24 protein-coding genes are annotated in these 17748 nt (G+C 36.7%); 22 read left to right on the forward strand and 2 right to left on the reverse strand.

Annotated features, from left to right (window positions below; translation table 11 throughout):
- The 8 genes from MVY38_RS10865 to MVY38_RS10900 form a co-directional block, all read left to right on the forward strand.
- A partial coding sequence (locus MVY38_RS10865) for a rhodanese-like domain-containing protein (protein ID WP_297486188.1) occupies nt 1-273 on the forward strand: 273 nt, incomplete at its 5' end.
- Nucleotides 273-635, forward strand: coding sequence for a rhodanese-like domain-containing protein (locus tag MVY38_RS10870; protein WP_297486190.1), 363 nt, complete (start codon nt 273-275; stop codon nt 633-635). The genes MVY38_RS10865 and MVY38_RS10870, both read left to right, overlap by 1 nt.
- Before the next feature lie 3 nt (nt 636-638).
- A complete protein-coding gene (locus tag MVY38_RS10875) occupies nt 639-1391 on the forward strand; it encodes a sulfite exporter TauE/SafE family protein (protein ID WP_297486197.1) in 753 nt (250 codons plus the stop codon).
- Between the two features lie 13 nt (nt 1392-1404).
- Nucleotides 1405-1638 (forward strand): hypothetical protein, encoded by a 234-nt coding sequence (locus tag MVY38_RS10880; RefSeq protein ID WP_297486206.1) that lies wholly within the window; start codon nt 1405-1407, stop codon nt 1636-1638.
- Nucleotides 1635-2945: an alginate export family protein gene (locus MVY38_RS10885; protein WP_297486209.1), complete on the forward strand. Its 1311-nt coding sequence runs from the start codon at nt 1635-1637 to the stop codon at nt 2943-2945. Before MVY38_RS10880 ends, MVY38_RS10885 begins: the two co-directional genes overlap by 4 nt.
- Before the next feature lie 40 nt (nt 2946-2985).
- Nucleotides 2986-3558, forward strand: coding sequence for a DedA family protein (locus MVY38_RS10890; protein ID WP_297486217.1), 573 nt, complete (start codon nt 2986-2988; stop codon nt 3556-3558).
- Between the two features lie 9 nt (nt 3559-3567).
- Nucleotides 3568-5022: a pyruvate kinase gene (gene pyk / locus MVY38_RS10895; RefSeq protein ID WP_297486221.1), complete on the forward strand. Its 1455-nt coding sequence runs from the start codon at nt 3568-3570 to the stop codon at nt 5020-5022.
- A complete protein-coding gene (locus MVY38_RS10900) occupies nt 5012-6874 on the forward strand; it encodes a TIGR00341 family protein (protein WP_297486224.1) in 1863 nt (620 codons plus the stop codon). Before pyk ends, MVY38_RS10900 begins: the two co-directional genes overlap by 11 nt.
- Before the next feature lie 16 nt (nt 6875-6890).
- On the opposite strand, the gene MVY38_RS10905 is transcribed toward MVY38_RS10900, so the two are convergent.
- Nucleotides 6891-7136, reverse strand: a complete 246-nt coding sequence (locus tag MVY38_RS10905) for a hypothetical protein (protein WP_297486233.1) — start codon at nt 7134-7136, stop codon at nt 6891-6893.
- A 126-nt stretch (nt 7137-7262) separates the two neighbouring features.
- Between MVY38_RS10905 and MVY38_RS10910 the strand changes: the two genes are divergently transcribed.
- The 4 genes from MVY38_RS10910 to MVY38_RS10925 all read left to right on the forward strand — a co-directional run bounded on the left by MVY38_RS10910 (nt 7263) and on the right by MVY38_RS10925 (nt 9024).
- Nucleotides 7263-7964, forward strand: a complete 702-nt coding sequence (locus MVY38_RS10910) for a Bax inhibitor-1/YccA family protein (protein ID WP_297486236.1) — start codon at nt 7263-7265, stop codon at nt 7962-7964.
- Between the two features lie 76 nt (nt 7965-8040).
- Complete coding sequence (locus tag MVY38_RS10915) at nt 8041-8364, forward strand: metalloregulator ArsR/SmtB family transcription factor (protein ID WP_297486239.1); 324 nt, start codon at nt 8041-8043, stop codon at nt 8362-8364.
- A complete protein-coding gene (locus MVY38_RS10920; protein ID WP_297486244.1) occupies nt 8361-8765 on the forward strand; it encodes an arsenate reductase ArsC in 405 nt (134 codons plus the stop codon). The genes MVY38_RS10915 and MVY38_RS10920 overlap by 4 nt, the downstream gene beginning before the upstream one ends.
- A 1-nt stretch (nt 8766) precedes the next feature.
- A complete protein-coding gene (locus tag MVY38_RS10925; RefSeq protein ID WP_297486250.1) occupies nt 8767-9024 on the forward strand; it encodes a hypothetical protein in 258 nt (85 codons plus the stop codon).
- A 26-nt stretch (nt 9025-9050) separates the two neighbouring features.
- Here the strand turns inward: MVY38_RS10925 and MVY38_RS10930 are convergent, their stop codons facing one another.
- Nucleotides 9051-9647: a porin family protein gene (locus tag MVY38_RS10930; protein ID WP_297486251.1), complete on the reverse strand. Its 597-nt coding sequence runs from the start codon at nt 9645-9647 to the stop codon at nt 9051-9053.
- A 136-nt stretch (nt 9648-9783) separates the two neighbouring features.
- On the opposite strand from MVY38_RS10930, the gene MVY38_RS10935 reads away from it, so the two are divergent.
- From MVY38_RS10935 to MVY38_RS10980, 10 genes are all read left to right on the forward strand, one after another.
- Nucleotides 9784-10146 carry a carboxymuconolactone decarboxylase family protein gene (locus MVY38_RS10935; protein ID WP_297486253.1) on the forward strand — a complete coding sequence of 121 codons (363 nt, stop codon included), beginning with the start codon at nt 9784-9786 and terminating at the stop codon, nt 10144-10146.
- Between the two features lie 27 nt (nt 10147-10173).
- Entirely contained in the window at nt 10174-11394 is a 1221-nt protein-coding gene (locus MVY38_RS10940) for an FAD-dependent oxidoreductase (RefSeq protein ID WP_297486255.1), read from the forward strand.
- A 52-nt stretch (nt 11395-11446) separates the two neighbouring features.
- Nucleotides 11447-11683: a hypothetical protein gene (locus MVY38_RS10945; RefSeq protein ID WP_297486256.1), complete on the forward strand. Its 237-nt coding sequence runs from the start codon at nt 11447-11449 to the stop codon at nt 11681-11683.
- A 2-nt stretch (nt 11684-11685) separates the two neighbouring features.
- The gene (locus MVY38_RS10950; RefSeq protein ID WP_297486259.1) at nt 11686-12018 is read left to right on the forward strand and encodes a DUF4282 domain-containing protein; all 333 of its coding nucleotides are present in this window, start codon (nt 11686-11688) and stop codon (nt 12016-12018) included.
- Nucleotides 12015-12329 (forward strand): hypothetical protein, encoded by a 315-nt coding sequence (locus MVY38_RS10955; RefSeq protein ID WP_297486261.1) that lies wholly within the window; start codon nt 12015-12017, stop codon nt 12327-12329. The genes MVY38_RS10950 and MVY38_RS10955 overlap by 4 nt, the downstream gene beginning before the upstream one ends.
- Before the next feature lie 3 nt (nt 12330-12332).
- Nucleotides 12333-12911 (forward strand): ion channel, encoded by a 579-nt coding sequence (locus tag MVY38_RS10960; protein ID WP_297486264.1) that lies wholly within the window; start codon nt 12333-12335, stop codon nt 12909-12911.
- Between the two features lie 71 nt (nt 12912-12982).
- Nucleotides 12983-13636 carry a TetR/AcrR family transcriptional regulator gene (locus tag MVY38_RS10965; protein WP_297486268.1) on the forward strand — a complete coding sequence of 218 codons (654 nt, stop codon included), beginning with the start codon at nt 12983-12985 and terminating at the stop codon, nt 13634-13636.
- Complete coding sequence (locus MVY38_RS10970) at nt 13611-14885, forward strand: TolC family protein (RefSeq protein ID WP_297486271.1); 1275 nt, start codon at nt 13611-13613, stop codon at nt 14883-14885. Before MVY38_RS10965 ends, MVY38_RS10970 begins: the two co-directional genes overlap by 26 nt.
- Nucleotides 14882-15931 (forward strand): efflux RND transporter periplasmic adaptor subunit, encoded by a 1050-nt coding sequence (locus tag MVY38_RS10975; RefSeq protein ID WP_297486273.1) that lies wholly within the window; start codon nt 14882-14884, stop codon nt 15929-15931. Before MVY38_RS10970 ends, MVY38_RS10975 begins: the two co-directional genes overlap by 4 nt.
- A 3-nt stretch (nt 15932-15934) precedes the next feature.
- Nucleotides 15935-17748: efflux RND transporter permease subunit (locus MVY38_RS10980; RefSeq protein ID WP_297486276.1), on the forward strand; the 1814-nt coding region annotated here is incomplete at its 3' end.

The raw sequence follows: 17748 nt of genomic DNA on the forward strand, positions 1-17748 counted from the left end.
ATTCGTTTTCATGAAGAGTATGAAGCGTGGCATATTGGTTTTGGAGACCATATTCCACTCAATGAGCTACCAGATAGACTCGATGAAATAGATAAGAATAAAACTATTGTTACTATGTGTCCACACTATGACAGAGCAGAAATTGCACGCCTTTTTTTAAAACTCAAAGGTTACAATGCTCGCTACTTAAATGATGGAATGTTGAAAGTCGTTGACTATCTTCGAGGTGATAAAGCACGAGATTATATGAAAAAATTAGAAGAAGCAAAATAATGCAAGCGTTTATAAAAAATGTAATTCCAAGTGAAATGAACAATATGCGTATAGAGATTGATGAGTTTATAGAGCTATACAATGAAGGGAAATGTGAACTCATTGATGTTCGAGTACCAATGGAGACAAAAGTTTGGCAAGTGAACTTTGGGCTTAAAATACCTGCAAATGAAATGCCTGAACGACTCGATGAACTACCAAAAGATAAACTCATTGTTGTGGCTTGTCCAAAATCAGACCGCTCAAATATGGCACGAATGTGGTTGGCGACACAAGGTTTTGAAGTGAAATATTTGAGTGGTGGGTTACTAGGACTGATGGAACACCTAAAAGGTGGCAAAGCAAAAATGATAAAGCTGTAAAAAATGAGTCCTGAACTTATACATTATGCCATCTACTTCTTTTTAACACTCGGTCTTTCTACCCTCTTTTCCATGGGTGGGGTTGGCTCTGCCATCGGGCTTGTTCCTATCTTTTCTATGATGGGAATGCCCATAAATTTGGCAAAAGCCATCGGGCTTTTCATAAACTCTGCTTCGACAATCACAGCTTCATTTATGAACTTTTTTCGTGGAGTTTTAGATATAAAATTTGCTATTCCACTCATAATTTCAATTATGATTGCAACGCCTATTGGCGCGTGGATGAGCCAGTATGTGCAAAAAGAGGTAGTTGAATGGATACTTGTGGCATTTTTACTTGTAAGTGCCATACTTCTACTCTTTAGTAATCGTGAACAAAAAGTTGTTTATGACAAGGCTTGGGTTCTTTATGTCATCGGTGCTGTTGTTGGGTTGATTTCTGGGACTATTGGAGTGGGTGGTGGCTCACTTATAATGCCACTGCTTATTTTACTCGGATTTGATGCGAAAAAAGCGGCGTATGCTATTAGTTTTGTCATTCCGTTTTCAACGCTTGGAGCATTTGCAACCTATCTCTCATTTGTAGATATGGATTGGGTACTCCTTGGCGTCGTTACTGTAGCAGCTATCATCGGCGGTTATATTGGTGACTTTATTATGCACTATCGTTTAACACCACAGCAGGTTAAAAAACTTATTGCCGTAGTTTTATTGTTACTCTCGGCTAAAATGATTTATAAACTTTTAGGATTATAATATGATACATATAATGAAAAAAATTGCAGACTGGATTGTTGAAAATGAAAAAAAAGAGGCAGCTGATTGTTCAATTCCTGATACTGTCATAGATGAGTGGCTTCAAACTATTGAAGAGCGTAAAAAACGGATGATAGAAAATAACAAAACTGATACACAACAGTATGAAATGCTTCAAGATTTAGATAATCGTGTTAAAGAGATAGAAGCTATACGACAAAAGAAGTGCCACACTAAAGCTCAATGAAAAAAACGGTATTTATAGCTTTATCACTATTCATATTTAGCTCTCTTTTTGCTGAAAGTTTATCACCTACCGGCGGTGTAAGAGAGCGATTTGAATCGCTAGATGGGATGAATAAAAAAGCATATGGGGATGATGCATCGCTCATTGGTCGCCCTGATGACACCCTTCTTGTAAGTAGGCTAAAACTCGGCTTTATCTACACACAGACACCTGACATTATCTATACAGCTATAGGCTACTTTGCAAGTGTCTATGGTTGGTCCTTGGATCATAATGATTTTAAAAAAGTAAGTGGCAATGAAACCTACTGGATGGATCCGCAAGAAGATTTTGATTTTACAGCGCTTAATGTAAAAGTAAAAAATTTAGTAAATGTCCGTGGACTCTCTTTACAGCTTGGACGAGAATCTAACAGATACGGAGACAAAAGAGTTTTAGGGCCTGGTAGCTGGGGTAACTCCTACGGCTGGCTTTGGGATCTTGCCAAGTTCTCTTACAGGTTTGATGATAATTTCATAGATACCTTTTACGGTCAAACTAAAGACAAAGACAAAAACCATCTCTCACTCTTTAGAAAACATGTTTATGAAGGTGCAGGAATCTACACGCATTTTAAAACGGACAATAAAGGAGCAGTCGAGCCCTTTGTTATTTACAAAAAAGGGCTTTACAATGGTGCAGGAAATGGTCAAAACACCCAAGAGAACTACACCTATGGATTACGAGCATATGATGATGATTTTCATAGTTTCAATTACGACCTCACCTATGCAAAAGCTAACGGAACAATTAAAGAGAAAAACTATGATGCGTATGGCTATGTTGCAAAAATGGGCTATAAATTTAAAAGCATAGCGCTTAAACCTAACATCGTTTTTGGACGAATTTATGCAAGCGGAGATGATAACCCGCACGACAATACAGTCAAAACATTTCGTACCCCTTTTGGTGGAACAGATGGTTCACTCTATGGGCGTATGGATATTATGAAATGGAGCAATCTTATTGAAAATGTTGTAGAGCTGCATCTTATACCACAAAAAAATATGCAACTTAAACTCTCCTACCATGACTTCTCACTTGCCGATGCAAATGATGCGTGGAGTTACTATAAAAAATACAACATAAATGGCAATCACGAAAGTAAACTTGGTGATGAATATGACCTTGAGTACAAATGGCACTACAATAAAGCACTGGAGTATCAAGCAATTTATGCCTATTTTAATGCAGGAGCATTTGTTACAAAAAATGTTGCTGACAATAATGCGCAGCGATTGTTTTTACAAGTCACATACAATTTCTAAAAAAGAAGTATAATTCAGTAGATAAAACAAGGATTAGAAAATGGAACATTTTTTAAGTGAGCTTACACCTCTTGTAAATGTATATGGACTTTGGATAGTGTTTTTTGGCATGATGGTTGAAGGAACTACTATGATTATTGCCACAGGAATTCTTTGCTACCTTGGAATGCTCTCTTTTGGTTCAGCTTTCTTGGTTGCCATTCTTGGTGCTATAGCTGGCGATCAGTTATGGTATTTTCTAGGTAAAAGATATGCCATTAAACTTTTAGATTATTTTCCATCATTCAAACCGCGTGTCGAAAAGCTTGAAAATTCAGTACAGAATAAAGGAGCACTACTCTCTTTTAGCGGGCGCTTTATCTACAGCGGTGCCATTCTTTTTCCGATGACTCTTGGCATCTACAAGTATGACCACAGAACCTTTAGCATCTTTGATACACTCGGCATTATGCTTTGGAGTTTTCTTGGTATCTCTTTAGGCTATGTTTTAGGTACAAGTGCAGAGCTTATTTTTGGTAAACTTGAAAAAGTATGGCACTTTGTACTTATACTTGCGTTCATTATCTTCATTGCATGGGTAATAAAAAAGTATCTGCTTATTAAAAAGCATTAGGAGAAACAGATGAAAAAAAGAACAAAAATAGTAGCTACCATCGGTCCTGCTTCTGACTCCCAAGAGAGCATAGAGAAGCTGATATATGCCGGTGTGAATGTTTTTCGTCTGAACTTTAGTCACGGCACACATGAGTACCACTCTAAAGTTCTCGCGCGCATACGCACTGCTATAAAAAAAACAGGACTTATTACCGGTGTTTTACAAGATATTAGTGGTCCAAAAGTACGCATTGGAGAGCTTAAAAAAGAGTTCTTTCTCAAAATCGGAGACATTTTAGAGTTTGTCAAAGAGGAGATTGTTGGAACGCAGATAAATGAGAAGACCTACAGACTGACACTCAACCAAAAACAGATACTCGACAAACTCAAAGTCTCAGAGTATATCTATCTCTATGATGGTCTTATCCGCTCAAAGGTCATAGCAGTAGCCCCAGACAAAGTTAGAGTCGTTGTTCAAAATGACGGCATACTCAGTTCCAAAAAAGGCATCAACTTTCCAAACACAAAACTTGGACTCAATGTTCTAACAAAAAAAGACAAAGAAGATATGCTCTGGGGTATTCAAAACGAAGTAGATTTTATGGCAATCTCATTTGTGCAAAACGCAGACGATATGAAAAATGCCCGCGCCATCGTAGAAAAAGAGGGTGCAAGCATAGAACTCTTTGCCAAAATAGAGAAGTTCGATGCTGTTGAGAACATAGATGAAATTTTAGAAGTAAGTGATGGCATTATGGTCGCTCGCGGAGACTTAGGCATAGAAATACCCTACTACGATGTTCCCAATGTACAAAAAATGCTTATAAAAAAAGCAAACAACCTCAGCAAACCTGTCATCACCGCAACACAAATGCTCCTTTCAATGACACGCAACGATAGAGCCACTCGTGCTGAAATCAGCGATATTGCAAACGCAGTGCTTGATGGCAGCGATGCCGTTATGCTCTCAGAAGAGAGCGCCATAGGGCATAATCCACCTTTAGCCGTGCAGACGATGTGCAACACCATACAGGCAACAGAGAAGAACTTTCCCTACTACAAGCTTTCACAGTTTGATATGCACGACACAGCAGACAGCATCAACGACTCCGCAGTGCGTTTGTCCCAAAGTTTACAAACTAATGCCATTTTAACCATTACATCTTCTGGAAATACTGCAAAGAAAATGGCAAGGTATCGCCCTTCTCAAACTATCTATGCAGTAACCCATAGTGAAAAAACAGCCAAAATTTTAACGATGGTATGGGGTGTTATACCCGCTTTTTCTGTAAGTGGCAGTAACCCCGGAACTATTATGAGTGAACTTATAACTCAAGGTTTAGAGCGTGGCGTGCTAGACATAGAGAAGCGCTATATTTTAACCGTAGGTGATCCACTTGGTGTCGTAGGTTCAACAAATATGATACGCATCATAAGCAAATATGAGATGAACTTCTTTAAAGAACTCAAAAATGCCAACTGAGCTAAATCTTTCATTTATTTATGACTCTGCTCTTGATGAAGAAAACATTAAAAGTATCTGCACAGCAATAGAACAACAGTTCTCCCAAGCACCTAAATGCACTGCGTTTGATAAACGAGATATAAGTTACACAGAAAATAATCTCATTTTTTTGATGATATGTGATGATGATTTTTTACTCTATTTTCAAGAGATTGCACAAAAGCAGATTACGCTTAGCATCCTTCCCTACAAAAACAATCCTCTACAGCAAAAAGAGTACAAAATTCCGACAAAGCTTGAAGATGCTCTAGCGCTTGCCGCACAAGAGAACAGTTTTAAAAGAGACAACATCATCCAATGTAATGGTGAACATCTACTTGGAAGCGTCAAAATTGGTGAAACAGACTACTCAAGTGGATATAAAACCTTGAAAAATATCTTCTCATATCATCTCAAACCTATACACATAAAGACAGATAAAGAGCAAGAAATTGACACCATAGCACTCTTTATTGAAATAGCTTCGGAAGCTTTTATGCAAAATAGCCGTGCCAACTTTTTTAAAGAAAGTGACAATCAATGCCGTCGTATCAGTGCTATTTTTTACGCGCCACAGAGTATTTTAGGTGCGCTGCGTTTAAGCTTTTACCTCTCTAAAAAACGTCATATCTCTGAGAATCTACCTGCATCCATAGGTACAATCAAAACAGATATGCTACGCATAAGTAACCCTGCAGAGCCTTTTTTTGTAAGTTATAATGATAAAGTAGCTACACAAACGCAGTCAATAGAGATACAACAATATAAAAGTGAAGCAGAGGTCATAAGCGGCTATGAGGGGTGTATTCCAGAGGAGGACAAAGAGAGTATTCGTATGCAAAACCTCCCTACAGATACAAATCTCATTACTTTTTTTACAAAAAAAGCGCTGCCACTCATTCCCATAGCGGCAGAGAGCTCTTTTGCCGACCTTTTTACAAAGCTTCGCTCTTCTGCTCAAATACATACTTCCTATATGCTTTTACTTGTTGTGAGTGTCCTTATGGCAACCATCGGACTCTTTCAAGACTCCTCGCCAACCATCATCGGTGCAATGATTTTAGCACCACTTATGGCACCTATTATCTCTTTTTCTATGGGTGCCATTCGCTTTGACAAGGCACTTATATTTCAAAGTACAAAGACCATTATTTACTCCATACTCATCGCTTTAGCGGCATCAGCTTTTCTTGCATGGGCACTCCCTTTTATTCACATCACGCAGCAGATGTCTATGCGAACACACCCTACCCTCCTTGACCTTGCCGTTGCCATTCTCTCAGGCATCGTCGCAGCCTATGGCTACTCCAACTCTAAAGTAGGAGAGAGTCTTGCAGGTGTTGCCATTGCCGTTGCTCTTGTGCCTCCGCTATGTGTTGCAGGTGTTGGCATAGGATGGGAGTCGTGGCAAATATTTACCGATGCTTTTTTACTCTTTTTAGCCAATATAGCAGGCATAGTCTTTGCCGCAGGTTTGATGTTTTATATTTTGGGCTACTCCTCAACCAAATATGTCTCTACTGCGTTTGTCATAAAATTCTTAATGCTAGCACTTATAGCCATTCCTTTATGGGTCTCAAGCAGGTCGCTTATTGTTGATGAGAAGATTTACAAAGAGTTGGAGCATAGCCAAAGTATTGAGATTCTAAAAGGTAAGGTAGATGTTCAGATTGCAAAAATAGAGCATAAAAATGCCACTACTTTCGTTTTTATCAACCTAAGAGCTAAAAAAGTTTTAACGCTTCGAGAGAAGGATAAAATAGCAGCAAAACTAAAACAACTTACAGGAAAAGATATAAAATTGATTTTTACTTATGAGACTGTTTATTAGACTTCTTGTAAGTGCATTAAAGAATTTCTTCTACATCTGCGGCAAGTTCATCTGCTTTTGTTTTTTGGCGACTGTTTGCATGCGCTACTGTTGCCCAAGCCGCACCAATAACACTCAAAATTACAAATATCCAAGGATTTATGAGATCATATGCATAGTAATCTACCATAGAAGAGAGTGCCGCGAAGAGTACAAGATAGACTAAAAAAAGTGCTATTTTATGTTTAAGACGAAGTGGTTTCTTTTTTGTTTTTGTTTTCATTATTTTCTTCCTTTATTTGATGTAATTTTATCTATAATATTGTTTATAATTATTGCAATTATTAACAAAAGAGTGATATAATTAATTATCTAGTTAGTTGATTATACTATGAAAAAGGAAATAGGAATGGAAAACAACTTTTATGCAACACATTTAAGTAAAGGTGATACCAATGTTTTAATGAACAGTGTCTACCAATGGATGATGGTGGGACTTTTGGTTTCGGCACTCAGTGCCTTTATGGTCACACACAGCCCTTATATGCTTAATCTGCTCTTTGCAAACCCTTATGCTATTTGGGTACTCTTTTTTATTGAAATAGGTCTTGTTATTGCCATCTCGGCAGGCATCAATAAAATGGATGTCTCTACAGCGAGAACACTTTTTGTGCTTTTTTCCATTGTAGATGGCATGACACTTGCAAGTATTTTTCTTATTTATACTGAAGCTTCTATTGTCACTACTTTTTTTATCGCAGCCATGACATTTGGTGTGATGAGCCTCTATGGCTACTTTACAGATAGTGACCTCAGCTCATGGGGAGGCATTTTGTTTGCAGGGCTTATTGGAATTATTATTGCACTTGTTGTAAACTTTTTTCTAAAAAGTCCTGCGTTTGAGTGGTGGATAAGTCTTATTGGTGTTGTTATTTTTGTAGGTTTAACTGCTTATGACACACAAAAAATAAAACAAATGGGCGAAACAATGTCAGATGGAAACCCACAAAGCCTCAGTCGTGTCGCTATTGTCGGTGCTTTAGCACTCTATCTTGATTTTATCAACCTCTTTATTATGATGTTGGAATTTTTTGGAAACAGAAGAAATTAATATATACATCAAGATATATTGATATATTAACCAATTTGTGCTATACTTTTTCAAATCAAATGAAAAAGAGTTACACATGGAAGTTTTTTTAAGAACTGTTGCCGCTTTAAATGATGAAACAAGAGTGTTACTTTTACGCTTTTTAGATGAGTATGGAGAGTGCTGCGTTTGTGATATGCAAGCTTCACTCGACATGATTCAGTCTCGTCTCTCTCGCCACCTAAAGATCCTCAAAGATGCAGGATTTTTACGCGTTGAGAGAAAAGGTACTTGGGCATACTACTCTATAAGAACTCCACTTGATAGGTTTAGAAGCGAAGCCATAGAAGAGATAAAACATCTCAACATCACTTTGCCAACACTTAAAAAAACATCACAAAACGGAGAATGTAAAATATGAAAAAAAATATACTTATTTTATGTACAGGAAATAGTTGTCGCTCTATTATGGCTGAGGCTATGGTAAACGCACAACTTGGAGAGTGTGTTTTTGCTCAAAGTTCAGGTGTAAAAGCAAGTGGCAAAGTTAATCCACACGCAAAAGCACTTTTAGAGCAAAAAGGCGAATGGAGAGATGAGTACCATTCTAAAGTAATAGAGACGGTTCTTGACACTGCGTTTGATTTGGTAGTTACTGTATGTGACGCGGCAAAAGAGACCTGTCCTATGTTTCCTAAAGCTGTCAAAACCATCCATGTGGGGTTTGAAGACCCAAGTGGCAAAGCAGAGGAAGAGTATGAAAAAACATATAATTTGATGCAAAAAGAGCTACTCCCAATAATTCAAAAAGAGGTATGTTAAAATGAAAAAAGAAGTAAGTAAAACAAACGACGGCGTAAAAATCAACTTTTTAGGTGAAGTTAAAAAAGACAATATTGTCACAATGGTACAAAACTGTTCAACTGGAAAATGTGAATGTATGAGCGATGATACAAAAGCAAAAATCAAAGATATGAAAGTTCACGGTGAAGACGGTGATGTAAACCTCTCCCTAGAAGGAGATGTCTCTGTTGATGAGATTCACGCAGCCCTTGCAAAATCTAAAGTCATCAACAAATAAAAAAAGTTTTAGGGCTACATTTTACTCTAAAGATCAAGCCCTATAACCAGACCAACTGCGACTGTATATCCCTTTGGTCCATCTATTGTTGAATCTTCATACTCAACCAATAGAGCCATATTCTCTTTTACTTCATATTCAAAACCAGCACCATACAAAAAGCCTGTATCACTTTTATCCACATTTAGCTTATCAATTTTCTCTTTTTCATATTCAAAGCCTGTTTTTGCAAATACAGCTAAAGGTTCATTGATATGATATGCATAAAGAATATCAAAAGAAGCACTATTATAATCGCCAGTGGTCTTTGTTTTTTCCTCACCTTTTTGTTCAGTAATATCTACCTTTGTATAAGCATAATCTACTTCAAAGTTTAAGCCCGTACCCGTTCTATATCCCAAATCAAGACCGACACCTCTGCCATTTTCCCCTTTTCTTCTGGCATCTTCTTCACTAATAGTATCCCCACTACTCATCAACACCTTTGGAACAATATAAACTTTTTCCTCTTTATGACGAAAATTACCACCCTCTGCCCCTGAAGAATCTATCTCTTCATTAGCCATTACAGCAGTTGTACAAAGCATAGCTGCCAATGCAATCGTTCTTATTTTTTTTTGCATAAAAAACCTTCTATATAAATTTTAAATAAGTATAACAAATATCTTTTAAGAACAAATTTAATTTATTCAATGTATAATTAACCAACTAGTTACTTAGTAGATATATAATATACGCATACATACACAAAGGAAAAATATGAAAACACCAACACCACAACAGGTAGAAGCAATGATGGTAGAGAAAATGGGAGCACTTCCAGAGTCTCTAAACGCAGCAAAAGCTATTGATCCAAGATTTTTGATTGAGCAGGCTATGAGTTCAAAATTTAGTGTTCAAGATGAAGCAAATCCATTTGATGATAAAACTTCAATGATGCTTTTACTCGTAACTTCCATCACTTTAGGCAGTGAAGAGTGCGTAATAGAGCAGACAAAAATGCTTAAAAAAATGGGCATAACAAAAGAAGAACTTGCATTTTTGGTAAAAATTGTAAAACATGGTCAATCAAGTGTAGTAATGGGTAATGCCAAAGCTGCGTTTGCTACATTTGAGAGTTAATTAAAAAATCTTTTTGAGGAGATGGTGATGAAAAAAGTAGTAATAGTAGGGGCGGGTTTTGCAGGATTACATATATTTTACAAACTACGCCACCTTATTGGCAAAAAAATTGATATTACAGTTATAGATGTCCGAAGCCACTCGCTTTTAAAACCTTCTCTTCCTGAAGTGGCTTTTGAGGGTGCTCCCATCTCTCATTCGCTCATTGAACTACGCCATACAATTGAGAGTAAAGGCGCTGCGTTTATAGAAGATTCAGTCATTAATATAGATGCAAAAAACAACTCACTCACACTGAAAAATTCGGACAAAGTCGAATATGACTATATCTTTTTAACACTAGGGGCTGTAAAAAACTACGATGCCATCAAAGGTTTTAGAGAGTTTGGTTACTCCGTTTGTGATGATACACAAGCACAGAGACTTTACAACAGAATAAAAACATTTCAAGGTGGTAAAATAGTAACAGGTGCAGCAAAAAGCACTTGGGGGACGCGAGTAGATGCTCCACCTCTTAAGGCACCTTGTGAAGGACCTATTGGTGAAGTTATGTTTATGTTTGACCATTATCTTGGGAGAGATAAAGGTTTTAAACGCAGTAAAGATTACACCATAGATGTCTTTACACCAGGTGAAGTCTTTTTTGAAGATGTTGGAGATAAACCACGTAATGCCATAGCTCAATTTATGCAAAAACAAGATATGACGCTACATAATAATAAACTCCTTATTGAAATAGGCAAAGACTTTATTGCCTTTGAAGATGGTACAAAAATGGAGTGTGATTTGGCTATTATAATTCCGCCATATACTGCTCCAAAAGTATTACTTGATTCTAAGCTTGGAGATGAAAAAGGCTTTATTCCTACAGATACACAGATGCGTCATCTTGACTTTGCAAATGTTTTTGCAGCAGGAGACATTACTGCACTCGCACAGCCAAAACTTGGACATGTCGCCATTATTCAAGGAGGCATTGCAGCAGCAACACTGCTAAAAGAACTTGGAGAAAATATAGAGATACCAGCACATAATTTAGAAGTCTTTTGTATTATGAATATGGGTGGGAATGAAGCGGCACTTATTGCCTCAGATGTTCTTTATGGCGGAAGCAAAGACATTGTCTCTTATTCGCCAATCTCTAAAATGATGAAGTGGGGATTTGACAACTATCTCTACTACAACAAAGGGCATATGCCACCTGATTTGGCACTTGAAGCTACAGATAAATTAGTTGATATACTCTAAACATTAAGATAAAAAGTATATAATTTACAAAATTAAATTAAAGGAATTACAAATGAACCACTTTTTAAAAAGCGTGATAGACTGGATGATGGACAAAGAGGAGGCTATGGCAAAACAGTGTGCCGTACCAATGAAAGAGATAGAGTACCAAATCACAAAAGTTCAAGAACAAAAAACAAAAGTTCAAACACAATATGATGATGCAATGGGTGAGCTTGATGATGTTTTAAAAAGACTTGAAAAAATCAAAAATGCAGAAATCCTTCGTTGTGAGAACAAAGAAAAATAGTAGTGAATTTTCTACGCTTTAACACTTTTATAGCACAAGATGTACTTATATTTTTTTACTACATTTTTGCTATTTTAGTACCACTCTTTTTGTGGTATCTTCGTCCCTATATTTTGGAAAAAGTCTCTTTTTTTCAAGCTGTGGACAAAGGTGCTATAAGCGTATATAAAGATTTAGATAAAGAGAAGAAGTTTTTATTTCTCCTCTTTTTGTTTAGCCTCTTTTTCTGTATGGAACTCTGTTTAAGAATGGTTTTTGAGGCGATGATAGGGTATTTTGATATGCATAACTATCTTTATGAAATAGCAACACATTTAAAAGGAAAATCTATATGAATGAAGCCTGCCACGAAATGAATCAGGGAGAGGTGCTAAACGCAGAACACAAAGAGTACCCTCTTTTTCATGGTCTTCTTTACGGCGACAGAGTAAGCACTGCAAAATTCTCAAAAAGATTGAGTTGTAGCATAAAACATCTCCCGGTAAGAGTCTCTTTTAGCTATGAATATGACACACTTAAAGCTGTTGAAGAGGGTGTAAGTAAAGACCCTACTTTCTTTTTAAATGGAAAAATCTTTTTAGAGGGATTAGTGCAAGCTGAAGAGATTACACAAGCCTTTGAAAAACTTCTTGCAAACAACAACTAATATATGAGTTATTTTCAAAGAGATAAGCGTTATATTAAAAATATAAATATAGCATTTCTTGTTATACCTATGATTTTATTGCCTCTTCTTTTTGAGTGGTATTTTCACATAAAAGAGGTTGCTTTTTTTATAACTTACCATGATGAAATTTTAATAGCCAATATTTTTTACATAGTTTTAGTCCGTTTTGCCCTACTTGACAGTGCCATTTATATCTTTAGCCGTTCTAAACACCATTTTCATGTAGCACTTATGCAGGTTGTACTCCTTTACTTTGAAGTAACCATTGTTACCATTGTTTATTATGCGGTTGTTTTTAATATTTTTGATGTCTTTACTCTTTTTCATCTCAATTCGGAGTTTACCCCTCAAAACCTTCAAACAATCCATGAGCATAGTTTTATAACATCTATGTATATTTCAGCGGTAACATTTACAACACTTGGTTCAGGAGACTGGATACCCCAAACGCTAAACGCAATGATGGCTGTTATTTCAGAAGTTATTTTAGGTGTCATTCAAGGTGGTGTATTTGTTGCTATTATTATCTATGCACACCAAAATAAAGATATTGTAAAATAAACTACAAACATTTAAGTCACATTTTACAAAAAATCAGTTATAATTAACCAGTTAGTTAATAGGATATAAAAATGGCAAGACCAACAAGAGATGCTGAAGCCACAAAAGCAAACATTATTCAAAATGCAATGATGCTTTTTGCAAAAAATGGCTATGACGCTACCACTGCTGAGGAAATAGCAAAAGAGTGTGGTGTCAATAAGGCAATGATTTTTTACTACTATAAAAATAAAGCAGGTCTTTACAGCGCTGTAATGAGCCAAGCTTTAGAGGCGATACACGACGAAGTGATTGAGAGTGATAAATGCTGCGTTTCACCACTTGCAGATTTAGAAGCATTTATAAAAACATATGCCAAATATTGTGATAAACATCCCTATCTTCCTGCACTTATTTTAAGAGAGCTTAGTGACAGCGGTGCACATCTTCCTGAAATGATGTTTGAGAGCCTACGAAAACTCTTTACACTGCTTAGTAGCATTTTAAAAGAGGGAGAGGAGCAAGGCATCTTTCATAATGTTATACCTATGATTATTCACTTTATGATTGTAGGCACTATCAATCTGCTTGTTACAACGAAACCGCTACGCACAAACGCAGTAGCACTCAATGCAAACTTAGATACATGCAGTGACTGCGATATTGATGAAATTTCGGATTATATATTTACAAAAATTAAACTTATGCTGGAGGTAAAAAATGAAAAAAATCCTACTTGCGCTTAGCCTGCCCTATCTGCTAAGTGCCCACACACTGCCCGAGCTCTTTAGTGCGCTAAAGTCTCATGCACAGACAAAATCAGATGAAATGAGTGTCAAAAAAGCAGCCATAGCTGCTTCACAGGCGACATCGGAGCTTTATCCAAAAATAAACCTCTTTGCTACCTATGATAACTACTCAGACCCTACAGGAATGGTACCTGTTGCACCAAATAGGCTTGTAAAAATGATAACACCAGCAGATGACATTTCACAGCCTTTTAGTTATAACATCTATAAAGCTGGTGCAAACTTCTCTATGCCAATTTTTGTAAAATCAATCTACACAATGGCGGATGAAGCAAAAGCTATGCAAAAGAGTGCAAAAGCAAAAAAAAGAATAAATATGCTGCAAAATGAGGCAATAATAGTAGGAAGCAATGCAAATCTACTCTACCTCAACCAATTAAAAAAAGCGCTTGATTTAAAAGAAAAATCTCTGTTAGAGACTGAAAAAACACTCAAGATAAAAGTAGATAATGGTCGTGTACCTGCCTCAGCGCTCTACAAAATAAATGATGGATTAAATCAGATAAGTATCTCTAAAAATAACATAGAACTACAAAAGAAAAAAGCTGTAAGTTCAATAGAGACGCTCACAGGCATAAAACTCAGTAATGGAATTGCCATGCAAGAGCTTAGCCCTGTAAGAGAAGGTGCTCTTAAATCACTGCAACCTCTTCAAGAGAAAATAAAAGCTTCCCAGCTAAATGTACATGCACAAAAAGAGAAACTCTATCCATCAGTAGTAGCACATGGCGTTTACTCTTACTCAACGGCTACAGCCTATAATACGCAAAATAACATAGATGAAAATTATGGAGAGATTGGCGTTTATGTCAATATTCCACTTTTGGCTATGAGTCAATATGATGCTATTACAAAATCAGAAATAGAACTTGATGCTCAAAGAGTAGAACTGCAAAAACTCAATGACGAGCTCACATCTAAAGCTGATATGCTCAACTCTTCACTACCACTTTTGGAACGATCAGTTGAACTTTCACAAAAGAGTATAAAAAACAAACAAAAACTTTTAGAGATTGCTAAAGTAAACTACAAAAGTGGAAGACTCACAACCGAAGAGTATCTACGCTATGAAGATGATGTGGTAGATGCAAAAGCAAAACTTTACCAAGCAAAAGCACAAAAATGGCAGACAGTTATGCAACTCGCTGTAATTTATGCAAACAATATAGAGGAGATGCTTAAATGAATAAGTATATAAAAATAACAATAGCGATAGTAGTAGTCGCCGGTCTTGGCGTAGCAGGTGTAAAAAAGATAAAAGAGGCACGAGCACATGATGCAAATTTGCCTAAAGCAAAGATTTATCCTATTGTAGCAAAAGCTATGAGTCCAAAAATATCAGCCGTAACACTTACTCTTCCATACTTGGCAGAGGTAGCAAATGATAAAGATGTAAAACTTGCTTCAAGAATTGCAGCAAGAATACAGATGATAAAACCAAGTGGCACGCGAGTGAAAAAGGGTGATGTCATTGTAAGACTTGACACAACTACTATTAGAAGTTCTCTTAGAAGTGTACAAGATCAAATGCAAGCAACAAAAGTAGCACTTGCTAACCTTGAAGCAACACATAAAAGAACCCTTGACCTACTCAAAGTGCAAGGTGCTTCCATTGAAGAGTCTCAAAAAGAGACTACAATGATAGCAAATACACAAGCAGGCTTAAATGGACTCAAACAAAAAGAGATAGAGTTGCAAAACAACCTCTCTTATGCAAAAATTGTCTCACCTGTTAATGGTGTAATCTCTAAAACATTCGTAAACCAAGGGAGCATCAGTGCGCCAGGCAAAGCACTTGTTGCAATAAGCTCTAAAAATGGATTTTACCTTATGGTAAGAGTGCCTACTGACCTCCCAATACGAGGTGTGAAATTTGAAAATCAATTTTATGCAGCAACACCACTTAACACAACATACCATGGTCTTGCAGAGTATAAGGTTTACACAGGAAATGCGCATCTTGTAAGCGGAGACAGAGTGCAGGTTAATGTTGTCGTATTTAATCAAAAAGCAACACTCCTTCCATTTGATGCACTATTAAATAAAAATGGGAAAAGTTATGTACTTGTTGTTGATGGCGCTAAAGCCCAAGCACAAGAGGTAAATATTATTCAAAGTGCACAACAGGGTGTAGTTATCTCTCAAAACCTAAAAGGCAAAAAGATTGTTGTTGCAAAACCCGATATTTTACTCAAACTCACAAGTGGTTACGCTTTAAAAGTAAAGGAATAGAGCATGTTTGACTTTTTTTATAAACGACCATATTTACTATATTCCATTATAACTGCATTTTTTATTATGGGGATTATTGCGCTTGTAACCTTGCCAAAAAATCTCTTTCCTGATTCTAACCCCCCTGAGGTTATTGTCATTACACAAGTCCCAGGTGCCACTGCACAAGTAGCAGCTTCAACCGTATCAAAGCCAATTGAGCAAGAGATTTCTCGCCTTGGTCTTGTAACAGATGTAAGCAGCGTAAATGTTGCAGGCTTTTCTATTGTAAAAGCGGATTTTGGTTACAAAAAAGGGCTAAACGCAGCAGCAGTTGATGTTTCAAATGCGCTAAGCATCGTAAAAGCGAAGCTTCCAAAAGGAACCAACCCTTCAATATATACAGCAGGAGACTTTACACTTCCAGTTGATGTTATATCACTAAGCCCTAAAAATAAAAATATTGACTTAGCGGGCATTAGAAAAATAGCAGACTCATTTATAAAACCTGCCCTACTGAGTAATAAAACAATAGGAAATGTTGAAGTTTTTGGAGGGTATCAAAGTGCCATAAATATTGCCGTTGATCCTTTTAAAGCAAAACGATACAATGTAAACTTTGAGACTATTGCAAAAGCGATTAATACACTTAATCGTGATATACCAATAGGTTTTGTAAAGGGTGACAATAGTTTTTATACCATAACTTTTTATGGTGAAAAAGACAACATTGAGAAGTTAAAACAGCTCCAAATTATGCCAAATGTAAGACTCAGCGACATTGCAGATGTAAAATGGTCTTATAAAAAGCGTACAAGTGGCTACATAGGAAATGGTAAAGATGCCATTGCCCTAGCCGTACAACGCGCACCAGGTGGAAGCGTTCTTGCTGTAAGTAAAGCAGCACGCGCACAGATGAAAACACTTGAGAGAGAGTATCCAAATATCAAATTTGAAATTTCTGATACACAAAGAGATCTGATTGAACAGGCAAATAGTAATATGCTTGAGGCACTTCGTGATGCCGTCATCTACACACTTTTAGTTATTATGATTTTCTTAGGAAACTTCCGTGCCATTATAGCTGCTGGTCTTTCTATTCCTATGGTTTTCTTCTCAACCATGGCTATTATTTGGCTTACTGGTGGAGAGTTAAACATTGTAATTTATACTGCAATCATTTTAGCACTTGGTATGCTTACCGATGATGCCGTTGTTGTACTTGAAAATATTGAGAGACATCTCAACGAGGGACATGAGAAGCTTGAAGATGCCATTACTCACGGTACAAAAGAGGTTCTCTCACCTGTATTTGCTGGAACTATTGCAACTATTGCGATTTTATTTCCACTTATGTTTATTGGTGGATTTCCAGAAAAAATCTTTAAGCCACTTATTGAGACGCTTATTATTGCTCTGTTGGTTTCATGGTTTTTATCTATTACATTCATTCCGTCACTCTCTAAGTGGCTCTATAAAAATGGTACAGGCAAAACAAAAGTAGAAAATCTTTTTGAAAAATTTTATCAAAATACCATTGGGCGACTTGTATCCCCTTATGTTGGTATTATTAAGTTTTCAAATGGAAAGTTTTGGTTTTTACGCCGTATGATGCTTACTATGGGTGTAATCGCTATTATGGTACTAAGCCTGAAAAACATCATGCCTACAATTGGTAAAGATGCAATGCCTCCTATGGATACAGGTATCATCAAAGCACAGATTATGTTTAGTTCAAATGAGAGCGTAGATAGTGCAGAGAAAAAGATAAAACCTGTTTTAAAATGGCTAGATAGCCAAAAATGGGTAAAAAGAAGTTCGGTTGCATTTGGTACAGA

The sequence above is a fragment of the Sulfurimonas sp. genome, assembly GCF_027056685.1.
Classification (GTDB): Bacteria; Campylobacterota; Campylobacteria; order Campylobacterales; family Sulfurimonadaceae; genus Sulfurimonas.